This window comes from Achromobacter insuavis, assembly GCF_902859645.1.
Lineage (GTDB): Bacteria > Pseudomonadota > Gammaproteobacteria > Burkholderiales > Burkholderiaceae_B > Achromobacter > Achromobacter insuavis.
On sequence record NZ_CADIJR010000055.1, the window covers coordinates 21,927 to 41,893 of the forward strand.

The window sequence follows — 19,967 nt, forward strand, 5'->3', positions numbered from 1 at the left end:
CGACGCATCGATCAAGGGGCATGGCGCGCGGGCGCCATGCCCTTTTTTCATGCGGATCGCAGCAGGTCGGCCAATGTGCGGGCGATGACCTTGGTGGCGCGCCGCAGGTCTTCCAGCACTACGCGCTCGTCGCTGCGCTTGGCGTGCGATTCCAGCACGGTGCGCGGACCGGCGCCGTAGATCACACCGGGAACGCCGGCCTCGGCATACAGGCGCACGTCGGTATAGAGCGGCGTGCCCATGGCGGGGATGGGCTCGCCGAACAGCTCCTGGCCGTGCTTGCGCAGGGCGTCCACCAGTGGCTGGTTGCCGGGCAGCGGCCGCATGGCGTTGGCCAGCAGCAGGCGCCTGATCTCGACGCGGATGCCGGGCGCGGCGGCCGCGGCGTCTTCGATGATGCGGCGGATGTCGGCCTCGACCTCGGCCGCGTTCTCTTCGGGGATCATGCGGCGGTCCAGCTTGAACACGACCTTGCCGGGCACCACGTTGGTGTTGGTGCCGCCTTCGATGCGGCCGATGTTCAGGTAGGGGTGGCTGATGCCTTCGACCTGCGAGGTGATCCCGCGATAGCGCGCATTCTGCGCATACAGCGCGTTCATGATGCCGACCGCGCCCTGCAGCGCGTCCACGCCGGTGGCGGGAATGGCGGCGTGCGCCATCTTGCCGTGCACCGTGACTTCCATCTGCAGGCAGCCGTTGTGCGCCGTCACGACTTCATAGCTGAAGCCGGCCGCGATCAGCAGGTCGGGTTTCGTCAACCCCTGGCGCAGTAGCCAGCCGGGCCCGAGCAGGCCGCCGAATTCCTCGTCGTAGGTGAAATGCAGCTCGACCGCGCCGTGGCTCGGACGGGCCACCGCTTCCAGCGCGCGCAGCGCGAAGGTGAAGCTGGCGAAATCGCTCTTGCTGACCGCGGCGGCGCGGCCGTACAGGCTGCCGTCCACGATCTCGGCGCCGTACGGATCGTGCTCCCAGCCATCGCCCGGCGGCACCACGTCGCCGTGGGCGTTGAGCGCGATGCGGCGGCCGCCGGCGCCGTATTCGCGGCGCACGATCAGATTGGTGATGGATTCCATGCCATAGGCGCGCACCTCGTCGGCGGGCACGGGATGGGACTCGGCCTGCAGGCCGAAGCCCTGCAGCAGTTCGGCGGTGCGGACGGCGTGGGGGGCGTTGTTGCCCGGCGGCGTGTCGGTCGGCACGCGCACCAGTTCCTGCAGGAAGCGCACTTCTTCATCGAAGTGGGCGTCCACCCAGGCGTCGAGTCGGGCGTAGTCGGTCATGGTTCAGCTCGTTGCTTCGTTGGCGAGATCGTCAAGCAGCCGCTGCATTGCCTGCGCGGCCAGCTGCATGTCGTGGTTGGTGGTGGATTCGAGCGGGTTGTGGCTGATGCCGGCGTTCTGGCCGCGCACGAACAGCATGGCTTGCGGCATGATCTCGTGCAGCTTCATGGCGTCGTGGCCGGCGCCGCTGGGCATGCAGTGGACCGGCACGCCCTGCGCCTGGACCGCGCGCTCCCAGCGTTGCTGCCAGGCCGGCGCGCTGGGCGCGGCGGCGGCGCGCATGGTTTCCTCCAGTGTGTAGCGCAGGCCGCGGCGCTGGCAGATCGCTTCCAGTTCGGCCAGCACGTCCGTGGCCAGCGCATCGCGCTGCGGATCGCTGGGCGCGCGCAGGTCGAGGCTGAAGCGGCATTCGCCGGGCACCACGTTGATCGAGCCATTGGGCACTTCCAGCATGCCGACGGTGCCGACCGAGTCGCCGTCGCGCGCGGCGCGGCCTTCGACGAACACGATCAGCTCGGCCGCGGCCACGGCGGCGTCGCGGCGCCGGTCCATCGGCGTGGTGCCGGCGTGGCAGGCCGTGCCGTGGATCCGCGCGCGGTAGCGCACGCAGCCGTTGATGGAGGTGACCACGCCGAGCGGCAGGCCCATTTCGTTCAGCACGGGGCCCTGTTCGATATGCACTTCGATGAAGCCCAGATAGCGGGCCGGGTCGCGCTTGAGCTTGGCAATGTCGTCGACGCACAGCCCCGCGTGCGCCATGGCGTCGCGCATGCTGATGCCGTCGGCGTCCTTCTGTTCGAGCCAGCGCGGCTGGAAGTCGCCGATCAGCGCGCCGGATCCGAGGAAGGTGGCCGGATAGCGCTGGCCTTCCTCTTCGGAAAATGCGACGACTTCGATCGCGTAGGGCAGGCGGCGGCCCTGACGGTGCAGCGCGCGCACGCAGGCCATCGGCACGAAGATGCCGAGGCGGCCGTCGTATTTGCCGGCATTGCGCACCGTGTCGTAATGGCTGCCGCTCATCAGGATGGGCGCATCGGCGCGGACCGCATGGTAGCGGCCGACCACGTTGCCGACGGCATCGATGCCGACTTCGTCGAAGCCGCAATCGCGCATCCAGTGCGAGATGCGCTGCGCGCAGGCGCGGTGCGCATCGGTCAGGTAGGTGACGGTGAGCTGGCCGTTCTCGGCATAGCCGGGGTCGCTGTGCGCGCTGAGTTTTTCCTGCCAGTCCCAGATGTCGTTGCCCTGTTGCGGTTCGGCGCCGAAGCGTTCGTGCAACTGCACTTCGGCGTCGCGGTGCAATTGGCGCAGGGCCTCGCGGCGCTCATCGTCCGGCGCGTTGTGCTGGCGGCGTTCGAGGGCCTGGACCCACTGCGCGTCTTGCACGGGGGCGCCGCGCGGGTCGTAGCGGGACAGCACGAACGGGAAGCCGAAACGCGCGGCATGGTCGGCGGCCAGCGCGGCTGCGGCGTTTGCGGCGAACGCGGGCGCGGGCTGGGCGCGCAGCAGCGCCAATTGCGCGGCGGCATCGGCGTCGTCCACCGCGCGTTGCAGCGCCAGCTGCAACTGGGCCACGCTGTGCACCGGCCGCGCGCGCACCGCCTGGTCCACGGCCCAGGGCGCGTGCGGATACAGGTCGGCCAGCATGGCGGCCGCGTCTTGCGGCGCGGCGTCGTTGAATCGGGCGAGGGTATGGGCCATGGTTGCGCCGTTCAGGGAGCGGGTTGATAGGGATGGCGCGCCTGCCAGTGCCGGGCGATGTCCAGGCGGCGGCAGACCCAGACGCGGTCGTGGCGCGCGATGTGGTCCAGGAAGCGTTGCAGGGCGACGATGCGGCCCGGCCGGCCCAGCAGGCGGCAATGCATGCCGATGCTGAGCATCTTGGGGGCCTCGTCGCCTTCGGCGTAGAGCGCGTCGAAACTGTCCTTGAGGTACTGGAAGAACGGGTCGGCGTGCGAGTAGCCCTGCGGCAGCGCGAAGCGCATGTCGTTGCAATCCAGGGTGTAGGGCACGATCAGTTGCGGCGCCACGCTGCCGTCGCTCTTTTGCACCTGCATCCAGAAGGGCAGGTCGTCGCCGTAGTAGTCGCTGTCGTACTCGAAGCCGCCGTAGTCGGCCACCAGGCGGCGCGTGCGCGGGCTGTCGCGGCCGGTGTACCAGCCCAGCGGGCGGGCGCCGGTCAGCTGCGCCAGGGCGTCCATGCCCAGGCGCATGTGCTCGCGTTCGGTGGCTTCGTCCACGTTCTGGTAGTGCACCCAGCGCCAGCCGTGGCAGGCGATCTCGTGGTCGAGTTCGACCAGCGCCGAGGCCAGCTCGGGGTGGCGCTGCAGCGCCATGCCGACGGCGAACACCGTGAGCGGCAGGCCGCGCTTTTCGAATTCACGCAGGATGCGCCAGACGCCCACGCGCGAGCCGTACTCGTAGATGCCTTCCATGCTCAGGTGGCGTTCCGGGTAGCTGGCCGGATTGAACATCTCGGACAGGAACTGCTCGGACCCCGCGTCGCCATGCAGCACGCAGTTTTCGCCGCCTTCCTCGTAATTGAGCACGAACTGCACCGCGATGCGGGCGCCGCCGGGCCATTGCGCATGCGGCGGGTTGCGGCCGTAGCCGATCAGGTCACGCGGGTAGGGCTGGGTGGCGTCGTAGGTGCTCATGGCGGGGCGGGCGTGGACATCGTGTTCGACACGATAAGGTAAACCGCATTGTCTGTATACAATTTATGTACATCATTAGTGATGACCCTAATACGCCAGGGAAAATCGGTCGTCCTGAAACGAACAACCCGCCGGCATGCGCTGCCGGCGGGTTGTTCGTGGGCATCGGTAATCGGTCGGGTCAGCGCAGGTCGCCGCAGGGCCAGGCGCTGGCGCCGTAGCCGCCGTCAGCCGTTGCGGTAGAGAAAGCTGTAGGCGTTGATCGCCGGCACCCCCCCAAGATGCGCGTACAGCACCCGGGAACCGGCCGGAATCTCTCCGCGCCGCACGATGTCCATCATGCCCTGCATCGATTTACCCTCGTAGACCGGGTCGGTCATCATCCCTTCGAGCCGCGCGCACAGGCGGATGGCCTCGTTGGTCTCGGCCGACGGCAGGCCGTAGGCCGGGTACGCATAACGCGTGTCCAGCACCACGTCGCTGTCCGTGATGGGGCGTTGCAGGCCCACCATGTCGGCGGTGCGGCGCGCGATGCGCAGGATCTGCGCGCGGGTCTGGTCGGGCGTGGCCGAGGCGTCGATGCCGATCACGCGGTCGGCGCGGCCGTCGGCGGCAAAGCCCACCACCATGCCGGCCTGGGTGCTGCCGGTGACGGCGCAGACCACGATGTAGTCGAACCTGAAGCCCAGCTCGGCCTCCTGCCGCCGCACTTCCTCGGCGAAGCCGACATAGCCCAGCCCGCCCAGCTCATGGTCGGAGGCGCCGGCCGGGATCGCATAGGGCTTGCCGCCGCGCTTGCGCACGTCTTCCAGCGCCTCTTCCCAGCTGCGGCGGAAACCGATGTCGAAGCCCTGGTCCACCAGGCGCACGTCGGCGCCCATCAGCCGGCTCATCATGATGTTGCCGACCCGGTCGTAGACCGCGTCCGAGTAGTCCACCCAGTTTTCCTGCACCAGCACGCAGGCCAGGCCGAGCTTGGCGGCCACCGCCGCCACCATGCGGGTGTGGTTGGACTGAATGCCGCCGATGGTGACGAGTGTGTCGCAGCCCTGTTCCAGCGCCTGCGGAATCAGGTATTCCAGCTTGCGCAGCTTGTTGCCGCCGAATGCCAGGCCGCTGTTGCAGTCCTCGCGCTTGGCATAGATCTCGACCTTGCCGCCCAGATGGGCGGACAGGCGGTCGAGTTTCTCGATGGGGGTGTCGCCGAAGGTCAGGCGATGGCGGGGAAAGCGTTGCAGATCCATGCGGGCTCCTGGTGGGGAAGGGTCCGGGCGGACGGCGCCGCGGATGGAAAAATCATAGGAACCCGTCGGATTGTTGGTCAATTGCGTATTTTTTTAATTTCTTCCTTTTAAATTTTTAGGAAATTGGATTTTTAGATTTAATATTTATCAATAAAAAATAAAGACCAAATTAAATTTTATAGGGACATATTGAATGGCCGCCATCGCCGGGCTGGATCGCATCGACCGCCAGATCCTGCGCCTGCTGCAGCAGGACGCCCAGATCACCAACCTGGACCTGAGCGCGCGCGTGCACCTCAGTCCCGCGGCCTGCCTGCGGCGCGTGGAAAAGCTCAAGGCCGAGGGCATCATCCGGAAGACCGTGGCGCTGCTCGAACCGGCCGAGGTCGAGATGGCCACGCTGGTCATCGTCGGGGTGGTGCTGGACCGCTCCACGCCCGAGTCCTTCACCGACTTCGAAGCGGCGGCGCGCGGCATCAGCGGCTGCCTCGAATGCCACCTCGTGGCGGGCGAGTTCGACTACTTCCTGATGCTGCGCATCCGCGACCTGGAGCGCTTCAACAAGCTGCACGCGGGCGAGATCATCAAGCTGCCCGGGGTGCGCCAGATCCGCACTTTTTTCGTCCTGAAAGAGATCCTGTCGACCACCGAGCTGCCGCTCTGACGAGGCTATTGCGCAACACCCCGTGCGCGGGCCAAAAAAAATGCCGCATTGCGGCATTTTTCGTTAGCGGAAATTGGTGGCGAGTAGACAGCGTAATTGCAGGGGTTGGGCGGACATTCCAATACCGCATGGAGCCATTCCGCTTGCGCTTTTGCGTCACGCAATCGCAAGAAGACGCCCATAAACTCAAAGGGTTATACTTTCATCCATACGGCTTTCAAGGCTTGTACGCGCCTTCTGCCCCTGCTATCCGCTAAACGGGAAGCCCGTGTCGCGGAAGGTTTTCCTGCATCGTAATCGAGTGAAGCACTCGTAAAGGTGAAGCGATTATGTCTTCGGAAATAGAATCCCTATCCACGTCTTACTTGTTTGGGGGAAATGCCCCCTACGTTGAGGAGCTTTACGAAGCCTACCTCGACAACCCCGGTTCGGTACCTGACAACTGGCGCGAATACTTCGACCAGCTGCAGCACGCTCCCGCGACCGACGGCCAGGAATCCACCCGCGACCAGGCCCACGCTCCCATCGTCGAATCGTTCGCCCAGCGCGCCAAGGCCAATGCCTTCGTGCAACGCGCCGCCGAACCCGATCTGAGCGTCGCCTCCAAGCAAGTCTCGGTGCAATCGCTGATCGCCGCCTACCGCTCGCTGGGTTCGCGCTGGGCCGACCTGGATCCGCTCAAGCGCCAGGAACGTCCCCCGATCCCCGAACTCGATCCGGCCTTCTACGGCCTGACCGAAGCCGACCTGGACCAGACCTACTCGGCCACCAACACCTACTTCACGACCGCCAGCACCATGACGCTGCGCGACATCCTGAAGGCGCTGCGCGACACGTACTGCCGCAGCATCGGTGCTGAATTCACGCACATCTCCGACCCCGCCGCCAAGCGCTGGATCCAGGAACGCCTGGAAACCACGCTGGGCGCGCCGACCTACTCGGTCGAGGAAAAGCGTCACATCCTGCAGCAGCTGACCGAGTCCGAAGGCCTCGAGCGCTTCCTGCACACCAAGTACGTCGGCCAGAAGCGCTTCTCGCTGGAAGGCGGCGAAAGCTTCATCGCCTCGATGGACGAAGTGGTGAACCACGCCGGTGAAAACGGCGTCCAGGAAATCGTGGTCGGCATGGCCCACCGCGGCCGCCTGAACCTGCTCGTGAACATCATGGGCAAGATGCCCGGCGACCTGTTCGCCGAGTTCGAAGGCAAGCACGCCGAAGGCCTGACCGATGGCGACGTGAAGTACCACAACGGCTTCTCGAGCGACCTGTCGACCCGTGGCGGTCCGGTGCACCTGTCGCTGGCGTTCAACCCGTCCCACCTGGAAATCGTCAACCCCGTGGTCGAAGGCAGCGCGCGCGCCCGCCAGGAACGCCGCGGCGACGCCGAAGGCAAGCAAGTGCTGCCGGTGCTGGTGCACGGCGACGCGGCCTTCGCCGGCCAGGGCGTGGTGATGGAAACGCTGAACCTGGCCCAGACCCGCGGCTACGGCACGGGCGGCACGATGCACATCGTCATCAACAACCAGATCGGCTTCACCACGTCGGATCCGCGCGACTCGCGCTCGACGCTGTATTGCACCGACGTGGCCAAGATGATCGAAGCCCCGGTGTTCCACGTCAACGGCGACGATCCCGAAGCCGTCGTGTTCATCACCAAGCTGGCCCTGGATTACCGCCTGCAGTTCCGCCACGACGTCGTGGTCGACATCGTCTGCTTCCGCAAGCTGGGCCACAACGAGCAGGACACCCCGTCGCTGACGCAGCCGCTGATGTACAAGCGCATCGGCCACCACCCCGGCACGCGCAAGCTGTACGCCGACAAGCTGACCACGCAAGGCGTGCTGGCCGAAGGCGAAGCCGACCAGCTGGTCAAGGACTACCGTCAGCTGATGGAAGACGGCCAGCGCACCATTGAACCGGTGCTGACCGACTACAAGAGCAAGTACGCCATCGACTGGTCGCCGTTCCTGGGCGCCAAGTGGACCGACCAGGCCGACACCGCCGTGCCGCTGGCCGAGCTCAAGCGCATCGGCGAGCGCATCACCACGGTGCCGGAAGGCTTCACGGTGCACCCGCTGGTCGCCAAGCTGCTGAACGACCGCCGCACCATGGCCAAGGGCGAGATGAACCTGGATTGGGGCATGGGCGAACACCTCGCCTTCGCCACGCTGGTTTCGTCGGGCTACGCGATCCGCATCACCGGCCAGGACTCGGGCCGTGGCACGTTCACGCACCGCCACGCCGTGCTGCACGACCAGAACCGCGAGCGCTGGAACGACGGCACCTACATTCCGCTGCAGAACGTCTCGGAAGGCCAGGCTCCGTTCACCGTGATCGACTCGGTGCTGTCCGAAGAGGCCGTGCTGGGCTTCGAATACGGCTACTCGAGCGCCGAACCCAACACGCTGACCATCTGGGAAGGCCAGTTCGGCGACTTCGTCAACGGCGCCCAGGTCGTGATCGACCAGTTCATCAGCTCCGGCGAAGCCAAGTGGGGCCGCCAGTCGGGCCTGACGCTGATGCTGCCGCACGGCTACGAAGGCCAGGGTCCCGAGCACTCGTCGGGCCGCATCGAGCGCTTCCTGCAGCTGTGCGCCGACAACAACATGCAAGTGATCCAGCCGACCTCGGCCTCGCAGATCTTCCATGTGCTGCGTCGCCAGATGATCCGCCCGTTCCGCAAGCCGCTGGTGCTGTTCACGCCCAAGTCGCTGCTGCGCAACAAGGACGCCGGTTCGCCCCTGACCGAACTGGCCGGCGGCAGCTTCCGCCCGGTCATCGGCGAGGTCGACGAGGCCATCGACGCCGCCAAGGTCAAGCGCGTGCTGGCTTGCTCGGGCAAGGTCTACTACGATCTGGTCAATGCCCGCCGTGAACGTGGCGCCGACAACGTCGCCATCGTCCGCGTCGAGCAGCTGTACCCGTTCGCGCACAAGTCGTTCGAGACCGAACTGCGCAAGTACCCGAAGGCCACCGAAGTGATCTGGGTCCAGGACGAGCCGCAGAACCAGGGTGCGTGGTTCTACGTTCAGCATCACGTGTACGAGAACATGGTCGAAGGCCAGAAGCTGGGTTACGCCGGCCGCGCCGCGTCGGCATCGCCGGCCGTGGGCTACCTGGCCAAGCACCAGGAACAGCAGAAGGCCCTGATCGAAACGGCTTTCGCGCCCAAGTTCAAGGTCATGCTGACCAAGTAACCAACCCGATGCACGCGCGGCGTGCGGCAAGTTCCAGCAACCCGCTTTCGAACTTTGCCCGCGCCGCGCGGTCCAGAACACACACTCTACGGAATAAACAAAATGGCTATCACCGACGTCGTCGTCCCCCAACTCTCCGAATCCGTTTCCGAAGCGACCCTGCTGACCTGGAAGAAGCAGCCCGGCGCTGCCGTCGAAGCGGACGAAATCCTGATCGAAGTCGAAACCGACAAGGTCGTGCTGGAAGTGCCGGCTCCCGCCTCGGGCGTGCTGGCTGAAATCGTCAAGGGCGATGGCAGCACCGTCACCTCGGGCGAAGTCCTGGCCCGTATCGACACCGCCGGCAAGGCCGCCGCCACCCCGGCCACCGCCCCCGCCGCCGAAGCGCCCAAGGCCGCCGCGCAAGCCGCCGCCGCCCCGGCCGCTCCCGCCTCGACCGCCGCCGCCGGCGTGGCTTCGCCCGCCGCCGCCAAGATCCTCGCCGAAAAGGGCGTGGACGCCGCCAACGTCGCCGGCACCGGCCGTGACGGCCGCGTCACCAAGGGCGACGCCCTGAACGCCAGCGCCCCCGCCGCCAAGGCCGTGCCGGCCAAGGCCCCGGCCGCTCCGGCCCCGACCACGCTGTCGCTGGACGGCCGTCCGGAACAGCGCGTGCCGATGAGCCGCCTGCGCGCCCGCATCGCCGAGCGCCTGCTGCAATCGCAACAGGAAAACGCGATCCTGACCACGTTCAACGAAGTGAACATGCAAGCGGTCATCGATCTGCGCAACAAGTACAAGGACAAGTTCGAGAAGGAACACGGCATCAAGCTGGGCTTCATGTCGTTCTTCGTCAAGGCCGCCGTTGCCGCGCTGAAGAAGTTCCCGCTGATCAACGCCTCGATCGACGGCAAGGACATCATCTACCACGGCTACTTCGACATCGGTATCGCTGTCGGCAGCCCGCGTGGCCTGGTGGTGCCGATCCTGCGCAACGCCGACCAGCTGTCGATCGCCGAGATCGAAAAGACCATCGCCGACTTCGGCCGCCGCGCCGCCGACGGCAAGCTGGGCATCGAAGAGATGACCGGCGGCACGTTCTCGATCTCCAACGGTGGCGTGTTCGGCTCGATGCTGTCGACCCCGATCATCAACCCGCCGCAATCGGCCATCCTGGGCGTGCACGCCACCAAGGATCGCGCCGTGGTGGAAAACGGCCAGATCGTCATCCGCCCGATGAACTACCTGGCCCTGTCCTACGACCACCGCATCATCGACGGCCGCGAAGCCGTCCTGGGCCTGGTCGCCATGAAGGACGCCCTGGAAGATCCGCAGCGCCTGTTGCTGGACCTGTAATCTCGGCGCCCTGAGCCCGGCGCCGCCGCGGCCTTCGGGCCGGCGGCGCCCGGCCGGCCCCTCGGGCCGGCTCGCGCGGGCCGGGGCGAGTTTCACTCCCTCCTCATTCGCGAGAACACTATGTCCAAACAATTCGACGTCGTCGTCATCGGCGCGGGCCCCGGCGGCTACATCGCCGCCATCCGCGCCGCGCAGCTCGGCATGTCGGTGGCTTGCATCGACGCCTGGCAGAACGGCCAGGGCGGCCCGGCCCCCGGCGGCACCTGCACCAACGTTGGTTGCATCCCGTCCAAGGCGCTGCTGCAATCGTCCGAGCACTACGAGCAGGCCAACCACCACTTCGCCGAGCACGGCATCGAAGTCAAGGGCGTCAGCCTGAAGCTCGACACGCTGATCGGCCGCAAGAACTCGGTGGTCAAGCAGAACAACGACGGCATCCTGTACCTGTTCAAGAAGAACAAGGTCACCTTCTTCCATGGCAAGGGCGCGTTCGTCGGCCAGGTCGAGGGCGGCTGGGCCATCAAGGTCACCGGCACCGCCGAGGAAGACCTGGTTGCCAAGCACGTGGTGGTCGCCACCGGTTCGTCGGCGCGCGAGCTGCCCGGCCTGCCGTTCGATGAAAAGGTCGTGCTGTCCAACGACGGCGCGCTGAACATCGGCGCCGTGCCGAAGTCGCTGGGCGTGATCGGCGCCGGCGTCATCGGTCTGGAAATGGGCAGCGTGTGGCGCCGCCTGGGTTCGGAAGTCACCATCCTGGAAGCGATGCCGGAATTCCTGGCCGCCGCCGACCAGCAAGTGGCCAAGGAAGCCCTGAAGGCCTTCACCAAGCAAGGCCTGAATATCCAGATGGGCGTCAAGATCGGCGAGATCAAGGCGACCGCCAAGTCGGTGACCGTGCCCTACGTCGACGCCAAGGGCGCCGAGCAGAAGCTGGTGGTCGACAAGCTGATCGTCTCGATCGGCCGCGTGCCCTACACCGGCGGCCTGAACGCCGACGCCGTGGGCCTGAAGCTCGACGAGCGCGGCTTCGTTGCCGTGGACGGCGATTGCAAGACCAATCTGCCCAACGTCTGGGCGGTGGGCGACGTGGTGCGCGGCCCGATGCTGGCGCACAAGGCCGAGGAAGAGGGCGTGGCGGTTGCCGAGCGCATCGCCGGCCAGCACGGCCACGTCAACTTCGACACCGTGCCGTGGGTCATCTACACCTCGCCGGAAATCGCCTGGGTCGGCAAGACCGAGCAGCAGCTCAAGGCCGAAGGCCGCGAGTACAAGGCCGGCAGCTTCCCGTTCCTGGCCAACGGCCGCGCCCGCGCGCTGGGTGACACCACCGGCTTCGCCAAGGTGATCGCCGATGCCAAGACCGACGAAGTCCTGGGCGTGCACATCGTGGGCCCGATGGCCTCGGAACTGATCTCGGAAGCCGTGACCATCATGGAATTCCGCGGCGCCGCCGAAGACATCGCCCGCATCTGCCATGCGCACCCGACGCTGTCGGAAGCCGTGAAGGAAGCCGCCCTGGCCGTCGACAAGCGCGCCTTGAACTTCTGATCCGGCACCGCGCTGCGGCTTAGCCAAAGGGGCGGGTTCTCGGACCCGCCCTTTTTTTCATTTGCCTGACCTGCCTTCCCCATGAACGTCCGCGAATACTACGAACAAGCCCTGGCCGAACGCGGCTACCAGCCCGACGCCGCCCAGAAAAAGGCGATCGACCGGCTGCAGCGCTATTACGACGAATGGGTCAAGTTCAAGGCGCTGCGCTCGAACGCGCTCAAGAAGCTGCTGAACCGCCCCGACGTGCCGCGCGGCGTGTATCTGTGGGGCGGGGTGGGGCGCGGCAAGAGCTTCCTGATGGACGCGTTCTACGCCACCGTGCCGGTGGTGCGCAAGACGCGCCTGCACTTCCACGAGTTCATGCGCGGCGTGCACCGCGAGCTGGAAGAAGTGAAGGGCATGCAGGACCCGCTGGACGAGGTCGCCAAGCGCGTCGCCAAGCGTTATCGCCTGATCTGTTTCGACGAGTTCCATGTGTCGGACGTGGCGGACGCGATGATCCTGCACCGTCTGCTGTTCAAGCTGTTCGAGTACGGTACCTCGTTCGTGATGACCTCCAACTACGAGCCATCGACGCTGTATCCCGACGGCCTGCACCGCGACCGCGTGCTGCCGGCGATCGAGCTGATCCAGGCGCGCATGGACGTGATGAACGTGGATGCCGGCGTCGATTACCGCCGCCGTTCGCTCGAGCAGGTGCAGTGCTATCACTCGCCGCTCGATGAGCATGCGCAGCAGGCGCTGCAGCAGGCGTTCGACAGCCTGGCCGACACGCCGCCGCAAGAGCCGGTGCTGCACATCGAGCACCGCGAGATCCGCGCGCTGGCGCTGGCCGGTTCGGTGGTGTGGTTCGACTTCGCCACGCTGTGCGGCGGCCCGCGTTCGCAGAATGATTACCTGGAGCTGGCCAACCGCTTCCACGCCGTGATCCTGTCCGGCGTGCCGCGCATGGGACCGCGGCAGGCCTCCGAGGCGCGCCGCTTCACCTGGCTGATCGACGTGTTCTACGATCACCGCGTCAAGCTGATCATGTCGGCCGAGTGCGAACCCGAGGAAATCTATACCGAGGGCGTGCTGGCCAATGAATTCCACCGCACGGTCTCGCGCATCCTCGAAATGCAGTCGCGCGAATACCTGGAATCCGAGCGCCGCCTGACCGTAACGTTGTAGTTATGCCGCAAGCGCCCGCCTCGTGGACGCGCGCGGGGCGGTTTGCGTGGTTAGCATTAGTAATGCAAGTCATTATCAATTAAGATCCGAAGACTTCAGGTCCCGTACCGCAGTCTTCAAGTGTCTTCCCCCTTCATTCCGTCTTCGGCCTCGTGCGCCGATGCGTCCGTCACGCCCGTCGATGGCCTGTACCGCGACCATCGGCCATGGCTGTTCGGCTGGCTGCGCCGCAAGCTCGGCTGCGCGCACCGCGCCGAGGACCTGGCGCAGGATGTGTTCGTGCGCGTCATCCAGGGCCGCAAGGCGGTGCGCGCCGGCGATGCCCGCGCCCTGCTGACCACCATCGCCAAGGGCCTGGTGGTCGATCATCAGCGCCACGCGGCGTTGGAACACGCTTATCTGGCCTATCTGGCCGCGATGCCCGAGGCCCATGCGCCGTCGCCCGAAACGCAGGCCGAGCAGATGCAGGCCCTGATGCAGCTCGACCGGCTGCTCGACAGCCTGCCGCCCAAGGCGCGCTCGGCGTTCCTGTTGTCGCAGCTGGACGGCCTGACCTATCCCGAAATCGCGCAGCGGCTCGGCGTGTCGCTCAGTTCCGTGCAGCAGTACATGGTGCGCGCCATGTCCGCCTGCTATGCGGCGCTTTATGACTAGCGTCCTCGGCAGGCCGCCGGAGTCCGTGGTGCGCGAGGCCATCGCCTGGTGGGCCCGTCTGCAATCCGGTCAGGCCGATGCGCACGACCGCGACGCCTGTGATGCCTGGCTGGCGCGGGATCCCCTGCACCGGCAGGCCTGGGATCGGCTGGAAATGATCGGCCGCGATGCGCGCCGCGTTCCCGCGGCATTGGCGCATGCGGCGCTGGACGCGCCGGGGCCGGCCGGCCGCCGCCGGGCCTTGCGCGCCATGCTGACGCTTGCGGGCGTCGGCGTGACGGGGTGGGCCGGATACCGGCACACGCCGTGGCAACGCCTGGCGGCGGACCTGAGCACCGGCGTCGGCGAACGGCGCACGGTCGCGGTGGCCGATGGCCTGCTGATCACCTTGAACAGCGATAGCGCGCTGCGCTTGCGGCTCGATGGCGGCGCGCGCGGCATCGATCTGCTGCGCGGCGAGATTCTGGTCAACGCGCAAGCGCGGGCGGGCGCGACCGCGCTGCGGGTGGATACGGGCTACGGCGTGCTGTTGGCCGAGAATGCGCGCTTTGACGTGCGGCGCATGGATGACGGCGCGCGGCTGGGGGTCTACCAGGGCAGCGTCGCGCTGCTGCGCGACGGGCGGCAGGCCCAGGCCGAGGCGGGCGAGCGCCTGACCTATGGCGCGCAGGGCGCCGTCGAGCGGCATGCCGCGGATCCGGACCGCCTGGCCTGGGTCGACGGCCTGGTGGTGGCCAAGGACTGGCGCCTGGATTACTTCGCCCAATACCTGGCGCGCCAGCGGATCGGCGTGATCCGGGTGGACCCGGCGGTGGCCGGGCTGCGGCTGTCGGGCGTCTTTCCGCTGGACGACGCCGAACGCGCGCTCAGGGCGCTGGAGCCGGCGCTGCCCATCGTGGTGACGCGGCATACGCAGTATTGGCTGCAGGTCGGTCCACGCGCGGCCTGATCGTTACAATTTTCTCGCTCGACGCATTGCAGGTTTTTGTTCCCGGTACGGAAAGGCAGAGATAGAGACCTACGTACAGGGAGTTTTTCGTGTCCGCTTCATCCTGCCCGCGCCCGCGCGCGACCTTGACCGCCGGCCGCCTGGCCGTGCTTGCCGCGACCTGCGCCGGCGCCTGGCTGGCCGCCGCGCCTGCCGCCTGGGCGCAAGCCTCGCCCGCCGCGGCCCAGGCCCCGCGCACCTACCAGATCGCCGCCGGTCCGCTCGGCGATGCGTTGACCCAGTTCGCGCGCAGCGCGGGCGTGGTGCTGTCGTTCGACCCGGCCCAGGTGCGCGGCCTGCGCTCCGACGGCCTGGACGGCGCCTATTCGGTGGGCGCGGGCTTTGCCCGCATCCTGGCGGGCAGCGGCCTGCAGGCGCGCGCCCAGTCCGGCAACACCTGGACGCTGGTGGCGGCCCCGGCCGCGCAGGCGGGTGATACGCATACGCTGGCGCCAGTCACGGTGTCGGGCAATTCCCTCAGCGCGTTCGCGCCGACCGTGGGCTATGTGGCCGGCGCCAGCGTCAGCGCCACCAAGACCGACACCCCGCTGATCGAGACGCCGCAATCGGTGTCCGTGGTCACGCGCGAGCAGATCGCGGAGCAGGGCGCGCAGACGCTGAACCAGGTGCTGCGCTATACGCCCGGCGTGGCGACCGAAACGCGCGGCGCCACCGCCACGCGGCTGGACCAGTTCAGCGTGCGCGGTTTCTCCGCGTCGACCTACCTGGACGGCTTGCGCGTGTTTGGCGGGCGCGATGCCCTGCCGCAGGTGGATGCCTACCGCCTGGAGCGCGTGGACGTGCTGAAAGGGCCGGCCTCGGTGATGTATGGGCAGGGCGGCCCCGGCGGGGTGGTCAACCAGGTCAGCAAGCGGCCGCTGGAAGAAGCGCTGCATGAAGTCGAGCTGCAGGTCGGCAACTACGACTACCGGCGCGCCAATTTCGATTTCGGCGGCCCGCTCGATACGGACGGCAAGTACCTGTACCGCCTGGTGGGATCGGGCTACATGTCCGACGGCCAGATCGACCACACCAAGGAGCGCCGCTATTTCGTCTCGCCGGCCTTCACCTGGAAGCCCAGCGGCGACACCTCGCTGACCGTGCTGACGAATTTCCAGCGCGATCCCGACATGGGTTCCTACGGCGCCGTGCCGCCGATGCGCTCGCTGCTGTCGGCGCCGGACGGCATCCGCCTGTCTCCGAGCTACTACGACGGCGACGCCAACTTCGAGAAAAGCGACCGCAAGAGCTATTCGCTCGGCTATGTGCTGGACCACCGCTTCAGCGACAGCCTGAAGGCGACGCAGAGCCTGCGCTGGACCCATTCCGACGCCAAGTACCGCAGCATCTACGGCGCGTCCAGCCGCTTCTACGGCTACACCGACAGCCGCTACCTGTATCAGCAGCGCGCCGCGATCGCGACCGACGTCGAGGTCGGCGCGCTGACCATCGACAACAACCTGCAGGCGCGTTTCAACACCGGCGCCTTCGGCCACACGGTGCTGCTGGGCTTCGACTACCAGCACGTCAAGACCGACACGCTGTCGGGCTTCGGCAGCGCGCCCGCGCTGAACGTGATGAACCCGGACAACCACCAGAACATCCCGGTGCCGCCGTTCTCGACCGACGCCACCACCACGCAGTACCAGACCGGCCTGTACTTCCAGGACCAGATCAAGATCGATCGCCTCTCTGTGCTGCTGGGCGGACGCTACGACTGGTCGCGCAACGTCGGTGAAAGCACCGCCATCGCCACCGGCCGCACCACGCCCTCGTCGCTGCGGGCCGAGGCCTTCACCGGCCGTTTCGGCGTGATCTACAACTTCGACAACGGCGTGGCGCCGTACTTCAGCTATTCCGAATCGTTCGAGCCGCAATCGGGCACCGGCTGGAACAACGCGCCGTTCAAGCCGATCGAGGGCAACCAGTACGAGGTCGGCATCAAGTACCAGCCGCCGGGCAGCGCGACGCTGCTGTCGGTGGCCGCGTTCGACATCCGCCGCGAGAACATGCTGACCACCGATCCGGACCCGGCGCACCTGTGCGGCACGTCGAACGCGCGCTGCCAGATCCAGTCGGGAGAACTGCGCACGCAGGGCATCGAGCTGGAAGCCAAGACCGAGCCGCTGCGCGGCCTGACGCTGATGGCGGGCTATTCGCTGCTGGACAACGCCTATTCCAAGGCCAATCCCGGTACGACCGGTCTGAATCTCAAGGGCAAGGCGCCGGTGGGCGTGCCGTCGCAGCAGGCCTCGGCCTGGGCCCGCTACCAGTTGCAGGGCGGTCCGCTGGCCGGCCTGGGCGTGGGCGGCGGCGTGCGCTACATCGGATCGTCGTACGGCGACGAGGCCAACACCATGAAGGTGCCGTCGGTCACGCTGTTCGACCTGATGCTGGACTACGACCTGGGCCGCGTGTCGCCATCGCTCAAGGGCATGCAGGTGGCGCTGAACGTGCAGAATCTGTTCGACAAGGAATACATCGCCTCGTGCTCGGGCGATTCCTGGTGCTGGTACGGCTACCAGCGCTCGATCAAGGCCAGCCTGCGTTATCGCTGGTAGGCCAGATGGCCCGTCCACGGCCCGGCCGTGGACGGGCGCGCGCGCAGATCCTCACATCGTAGTGAGAATGGTTATAATTCAGACCCTTGCCGATAAGGCGGCCGCCGCGGGCGGCGGTTCCGGACCGGCATTCATAACAGGAAGATCGACAATGAAATTCGCAAGGACTTTGGCAGCCATTGCGCTGCTGGGCAGCGCCGGCGCGGCGCAGGCGCACTTCGTCTGGCTCGAGCGGGCCGACCAGGGCCCGGCAAAGGCGTACTTCGGCGAATGGGCGGACGACCTGCGTGAAAAGCGCGACGGCCTCCTGGGCAAGGTCCTGGTGGCGCCGGTGGTGACCGGCGCCGACGGCAAGGCGCTCAAGGCGTCGGCCGAGGGCGCGGATTTCGTCGAGTTCGCCGCCGCCGGCAAGGGCGACGTGCGCCTGTCGCAGCCGATCCAGTTCAAGGACACGCTGATGCAGTACGGCGCCAAGGCCGGCCGCGAAGACACCCAGGGCAAGCTCGACCTGGAACTGGTGCCGGCCGCCGCGGGCAGCAATACCTTCGTGCTGCAGTTCAAGGGCAAGCCGCTCGCCAAGACCGAAGTCACCGTGTTCGGCCCGCCGAAGTGGGAAAAGCGTTTCCACAGCGACGAGAACGGCCGCATCGAGATCACCACGCCGTGGCCGGGCCAGTACGTGCTGGAAGCCGCCCACGTCGAGGACAAGGCCGGCGAGGCCGACGGCAAGGCCTACGCCAAGATCCGCTACGTTTCCACCCTGACCTTCAACGTGACCAAGTGAAAGCTCCCGCAGCCGGCGCAGGCATGATGCGCTACCGTCTTGCCGTGGCCTCGCGGGCCCTGGCCGCCATCCTCGGCGGCTACGGCCTGGCCTCGGCGGCCGCGGCCTGCCTGGCCGTCTGGCTGCCCATGCAGCGCGCCGATGCCGTGGTCACGGCGCAGATGTCGGCCTTCGTGGTCTACACCTGTGGCGTCATCTGGGTGTTCGCCACCCGCAACGCCTGGCGCGCCTGGGCCGGCATCCTGTTGCCGGCGGCGCTGTTCGGCGGCCTGTTCCTGATCGGCCGCATGGTGGGGGGCGCATGAAACCCGCTAACGGAAAAGCGCAAGGCGAAGAGGGCCTGCGCCAATCCATGTCGTGGCTGCACACCTGGTCGGGGTTGATCTTCGGCTGGGTGCTGTTCGCGATGTTCCTGACCGGCACGCTGTCGTTCTTCCGGCCCGAGATCACCCGCTGGATGCAGCCCGAGATCCAGGTGCAGGCCGCGCCCACGCTCGAGTCCGTGGCCATGGCGCAGCGCTACCTGACCGAGCACGCGCCTGACGCCAAGCGCTGGTTCATCACGCCGCCGACCGACCGCGAACCGGTGATCCAGCTGCTGTACCAGGTGCCCAAGCCCAAGCCGGGCGAGCGCGGCTTCGTGCGCGCCAAGCTCGACCCGCGGACCGGCCAGGCCGTCGAAGGGCGCGAGACGCGCGGCGGCGACTTCTTCTACCGCTTCCATTTCGAACTCGAGACCGCGTTCCCGTGGGGGCGCTGGCTCGCCAGCATCGCCGGCATGTTCATGCTGGTGGCCATCATCAGCGGCATCATCACGCACAAGAAGATATTCGCCGACTTCTTCACCTTCCGTCCGAAAAAGGGCGGGCAGCGGGCCTGGATGGACGGCCACAACGCGCTGTCGGTGCTGGGCTTGCCGTTCCACCTGATGATCACCTTCAGCGGCCTGGTGCTGTTCATGGCCATGCTGATGCCGGCCGGCATCATGGCGGTCTATGAAAACCCGCGCCAGTATTCGGATGACGTGTTCGCGGCGTTCAAGGTCACGCCGCCGCGCAACGAACCCGCGCCTCTCGTCGCCCTGGCGCCGCTGGTGGACCAGGTGCAGCAGCGCTGGCATGGCCGCGTGGGCCGCGTCACGGTCAACAACCCCGGCGATGCCGGCGCCACCGTCACCGTGACGCGCGATGCGGCCGATGGCGTGTCCTATGGCCGGCTCGCGCCCTATGCGCGCTTCGATGGCGTCACCGGCGCGTTCCAGGAAGGGCAGGACGAACTGAGCCCGACCGTGCGCACCGCCGGCGTGGTGGTCGGCCTGCACCTGGGCCTGTTCGCCGAGCCGCTGCTGCGCTGGTTCTATTTCCTGGTCAGCCTGGCGGGCACCGGCATGGTCGGTTCCGGCCTGGTGCTGTGGATCGCCAAGCGCCGCCAGAAAGCGCGCCCCGGCGCCCGCGAGGCCTTCTCGTTGCGCCTGGTGGACGGCCTGAACGCCGGCACCATCGCCGGCCTGTTCATCGCGGTCGCCGCGTTCTTCTGGACCAACCGCCTGGTGCCGGCCGACCTGCCGGGCCGCCAGTTGTGGGAAGTGCGCGCGTTCTTCGCCGCCTGGGGCCTGTCGCTGGTGTATGCGTTCCTGTTCCAGAAGCGCAAGTGGGTGGACCTGCTGACGCTGGCCGCCGCTTCGCTGGCGCTGGTGCCGGTGGTCAATGCCCTGACCACCTCGCGCCACCTCGGCGTGTCGTTGCCGGCGGGCGACTGGGTCATGGCGGGATTCGACCTGACCTGCCTGGCCGGCGCGCTGCTGCTGGGCTGGATGGCGCGCAAGGCCGCCCGCGCGCGCAAGGCGCCGGCCAAGGGCGCGGCCAAGGCGCCTGCCCGGGCC

General features: G+C 67.2%; 15 protein-coding genes. 11 read left to right on the forward strand and 4 right to left on the reverse strand.

All coding sequences use genetic code 11. The annotated features are described in order from the left end of the window. Window positions 1-47: 47 nt before the first annotated feature. The 4 genes from H0523_RS22865 to H0523_RS22880 all read right to left on the reverse strand — a co-directional run bounded on the left by H0523_RS22865 (window position 48) and on the right by H0523_RS22880 (window position 5,181). Window positions 48-1,280: a M20 family metallopeptidase gene (locus H0523_RS22865; RefSeq protein ID WP_054429528.1), complete on the reverse strand. Its 1,233-nt coding sequence runs from the start codon at window positions 1,278-1,280 to the stop codon at window positions 48-50. A gap of 3 nt (window positions 1,281-1,283) precedes the next feature. Then, entirely contained in the window at window positions 1,284-2,981 is a 1,698-nt protein-coding gene (locus H0523_RS22870; RefSeq protein WP_054429527.1) for a hydantoinase/carbamoylase family amidase, read from the reverse strand. 11 nt (window positions 2,982-2,992) lie between these two features. Continuing rightward, the gene (gene puuE / locus H0523_RS22875; protein WP_054429526.1) at window positions 2,993-3,937 is read right to left on the reverse strand and encodes an allantoinase PuuE; all 945 of its coding nucleotides are present in this window, start codon (window positions 3,935-3,937) and stop codon (window positions 2,993-2,995) included. A gap of 227 nt (window positions 3,938-4,164) precedes the next feature. Continuing rightward, entirely contained in the window at window positions 4,165-5,181 is a 1,017-nt protein-coding gene (locus tag H0523_RS22880) for a 1-aminocyclopropane-1-carboxylate deaminase (protein ID WP_054429525.1), read from the reverse strand. A gap of 193 nt (window positions 5,182-5,374) precedes the next feature. On the opposite strand from H0523_RS22880, the gene H0523_RS22885 reads away from it, so the two are divergent. The 11 genes from H0523_RS22885 to H0523_RS22935 all read left to right on the forward strand — a co-directional run. Next, window positions 5,375-5,845 (forward strand): Lrp/AsnC family transcriptional regulator, encoded by a 471-nt coding sequence (locus tag H0523_RS22885; RefSeq protein ID WP_006393566.1) that lies wholly within the window; start codon window positions 5,375-5,377, stop codon window positions 5,843-5,845. Window positions 5,846-6,174: 329 nt separating this feature from the next. Then, window positions 6,175-9,042 (forward strand): 2-oxoglutarate dehydrogenase E1 component, encoded by a 2,868-nt coding sequence (locus H0523_RS22890; protein WP_054429524.1) that lies wholly within the window; start codon window positions 6,175-6,177, stop codon window positions 9,040-9,042. 102 nt (window positions 9,043-9,144) lie between these two features. Next, window positions 9,145-10,377, forward strand: coding sequence for a 2-oxoglutarate dehydrogenase complex dihydrolipoyllysine-residue succinyltransferase (gene odhB / locus H0523_RS22895; protein WP_054429523.1), 1,233 nt, complete (start codon window positions 9,145-9,147; stop codon window positions 10,375-10,377). Between the two features lie 120 nt (window positions 10,378-10,497). Continuing rightward, window positions 10,498-11,925, forward strand: a complete 1,428-nt coding sequence (gene lpdA, locus H0523_RS22900) for a dihydrolipoyl dehydrogenase (RefSeq protein WP_054429522.1) — start codon at window positions 10,498-10,500, stop codon at window positions 11,923-11,925. 81 nt (window positions 11,926-12,006) lie between these two features. Then, on the forward strand, window positions 12,007-13,098 hold the full coding sequence (gene zapE, locus H0523_RS22905; RefSeq protein ID WP_006393570.1) for a cell division protein ZapE: 1,092 nt from the start codon (window positions 12,007-12,009) through the stop codon (window positions 13,096-13,098). Between the two features lie 120 nt (window positions 13,099-13,218). After that, on the forward strand, window positions 13,219-13,752 hold the full coding sequence (locus H0523_RS22910) for a sigma-70 family RNA polymerase sigma factor (RefSeq protein ID WP_054429521.1): 534 nt from the start codon (window positions 13,219-13,221) through the stop codon (window positions 13,750-13,752). After that, window positions 13,745-14,701: a FecR domain-containing protein gene (locus H0523_RS22915; protein WP_054429520.1), complete on the forward strand. Its 957-nt coding sequence runs from the start codon at window positions 13,745-13,747 to the stop codon at window positions 14,699-14,701. The genes H0523_RS22910 and H0523_RS22915 overlap by 8 nt, the downstream gene beginning before the upstream one ends. 89 nt (window positions 14,702-14,790) lie before the next feature. Next, complete coding sequence (locus H0523_RS22920; protein ID WP_054429519.1) at window positions 14,791-17,301, forward strand: TonB-dependent siderophore receptor; 2,511 nt, start codon at window positions 14,791-14,793, stop codon at window positions 17,299-17,301. 151 nt (window positions 17,302-17,452) lie between these two features. After that, window positions 17,453-18,085, forward strand: coding sequence for a DUF4198 domain-containing protein (locus H0523_RS22925; RefSeq protein ID WP_054429518.1), 633 nt, complete (start codon window positions 17,453-17,455; stop codon window positions 18,083-18,085). Between the two features lie 23 nt (window positions 18,086-18,108). After that, window positions 18,109-18,390, forward strand: a complete 282-nt coding sequence (locus tag H0523_RS22930) for a DUF3649 domain-containing protein (protein WP_006389389.1) — start codon at window positions 18,109-18,111, stop codon at window positions 18,388-18,390. Next, window positions 18,387-19,967: PepSY-associated TM helix domain-containing protein (locus H0523_RS22935; protein ID WP_180180152.1), on the forward strand; the 1,581-nt coding region annotated here is incomplete at its 3' end. The genes H0523_RS22930 and H0523_RS22935, both read left to right, overlap by 4 nt.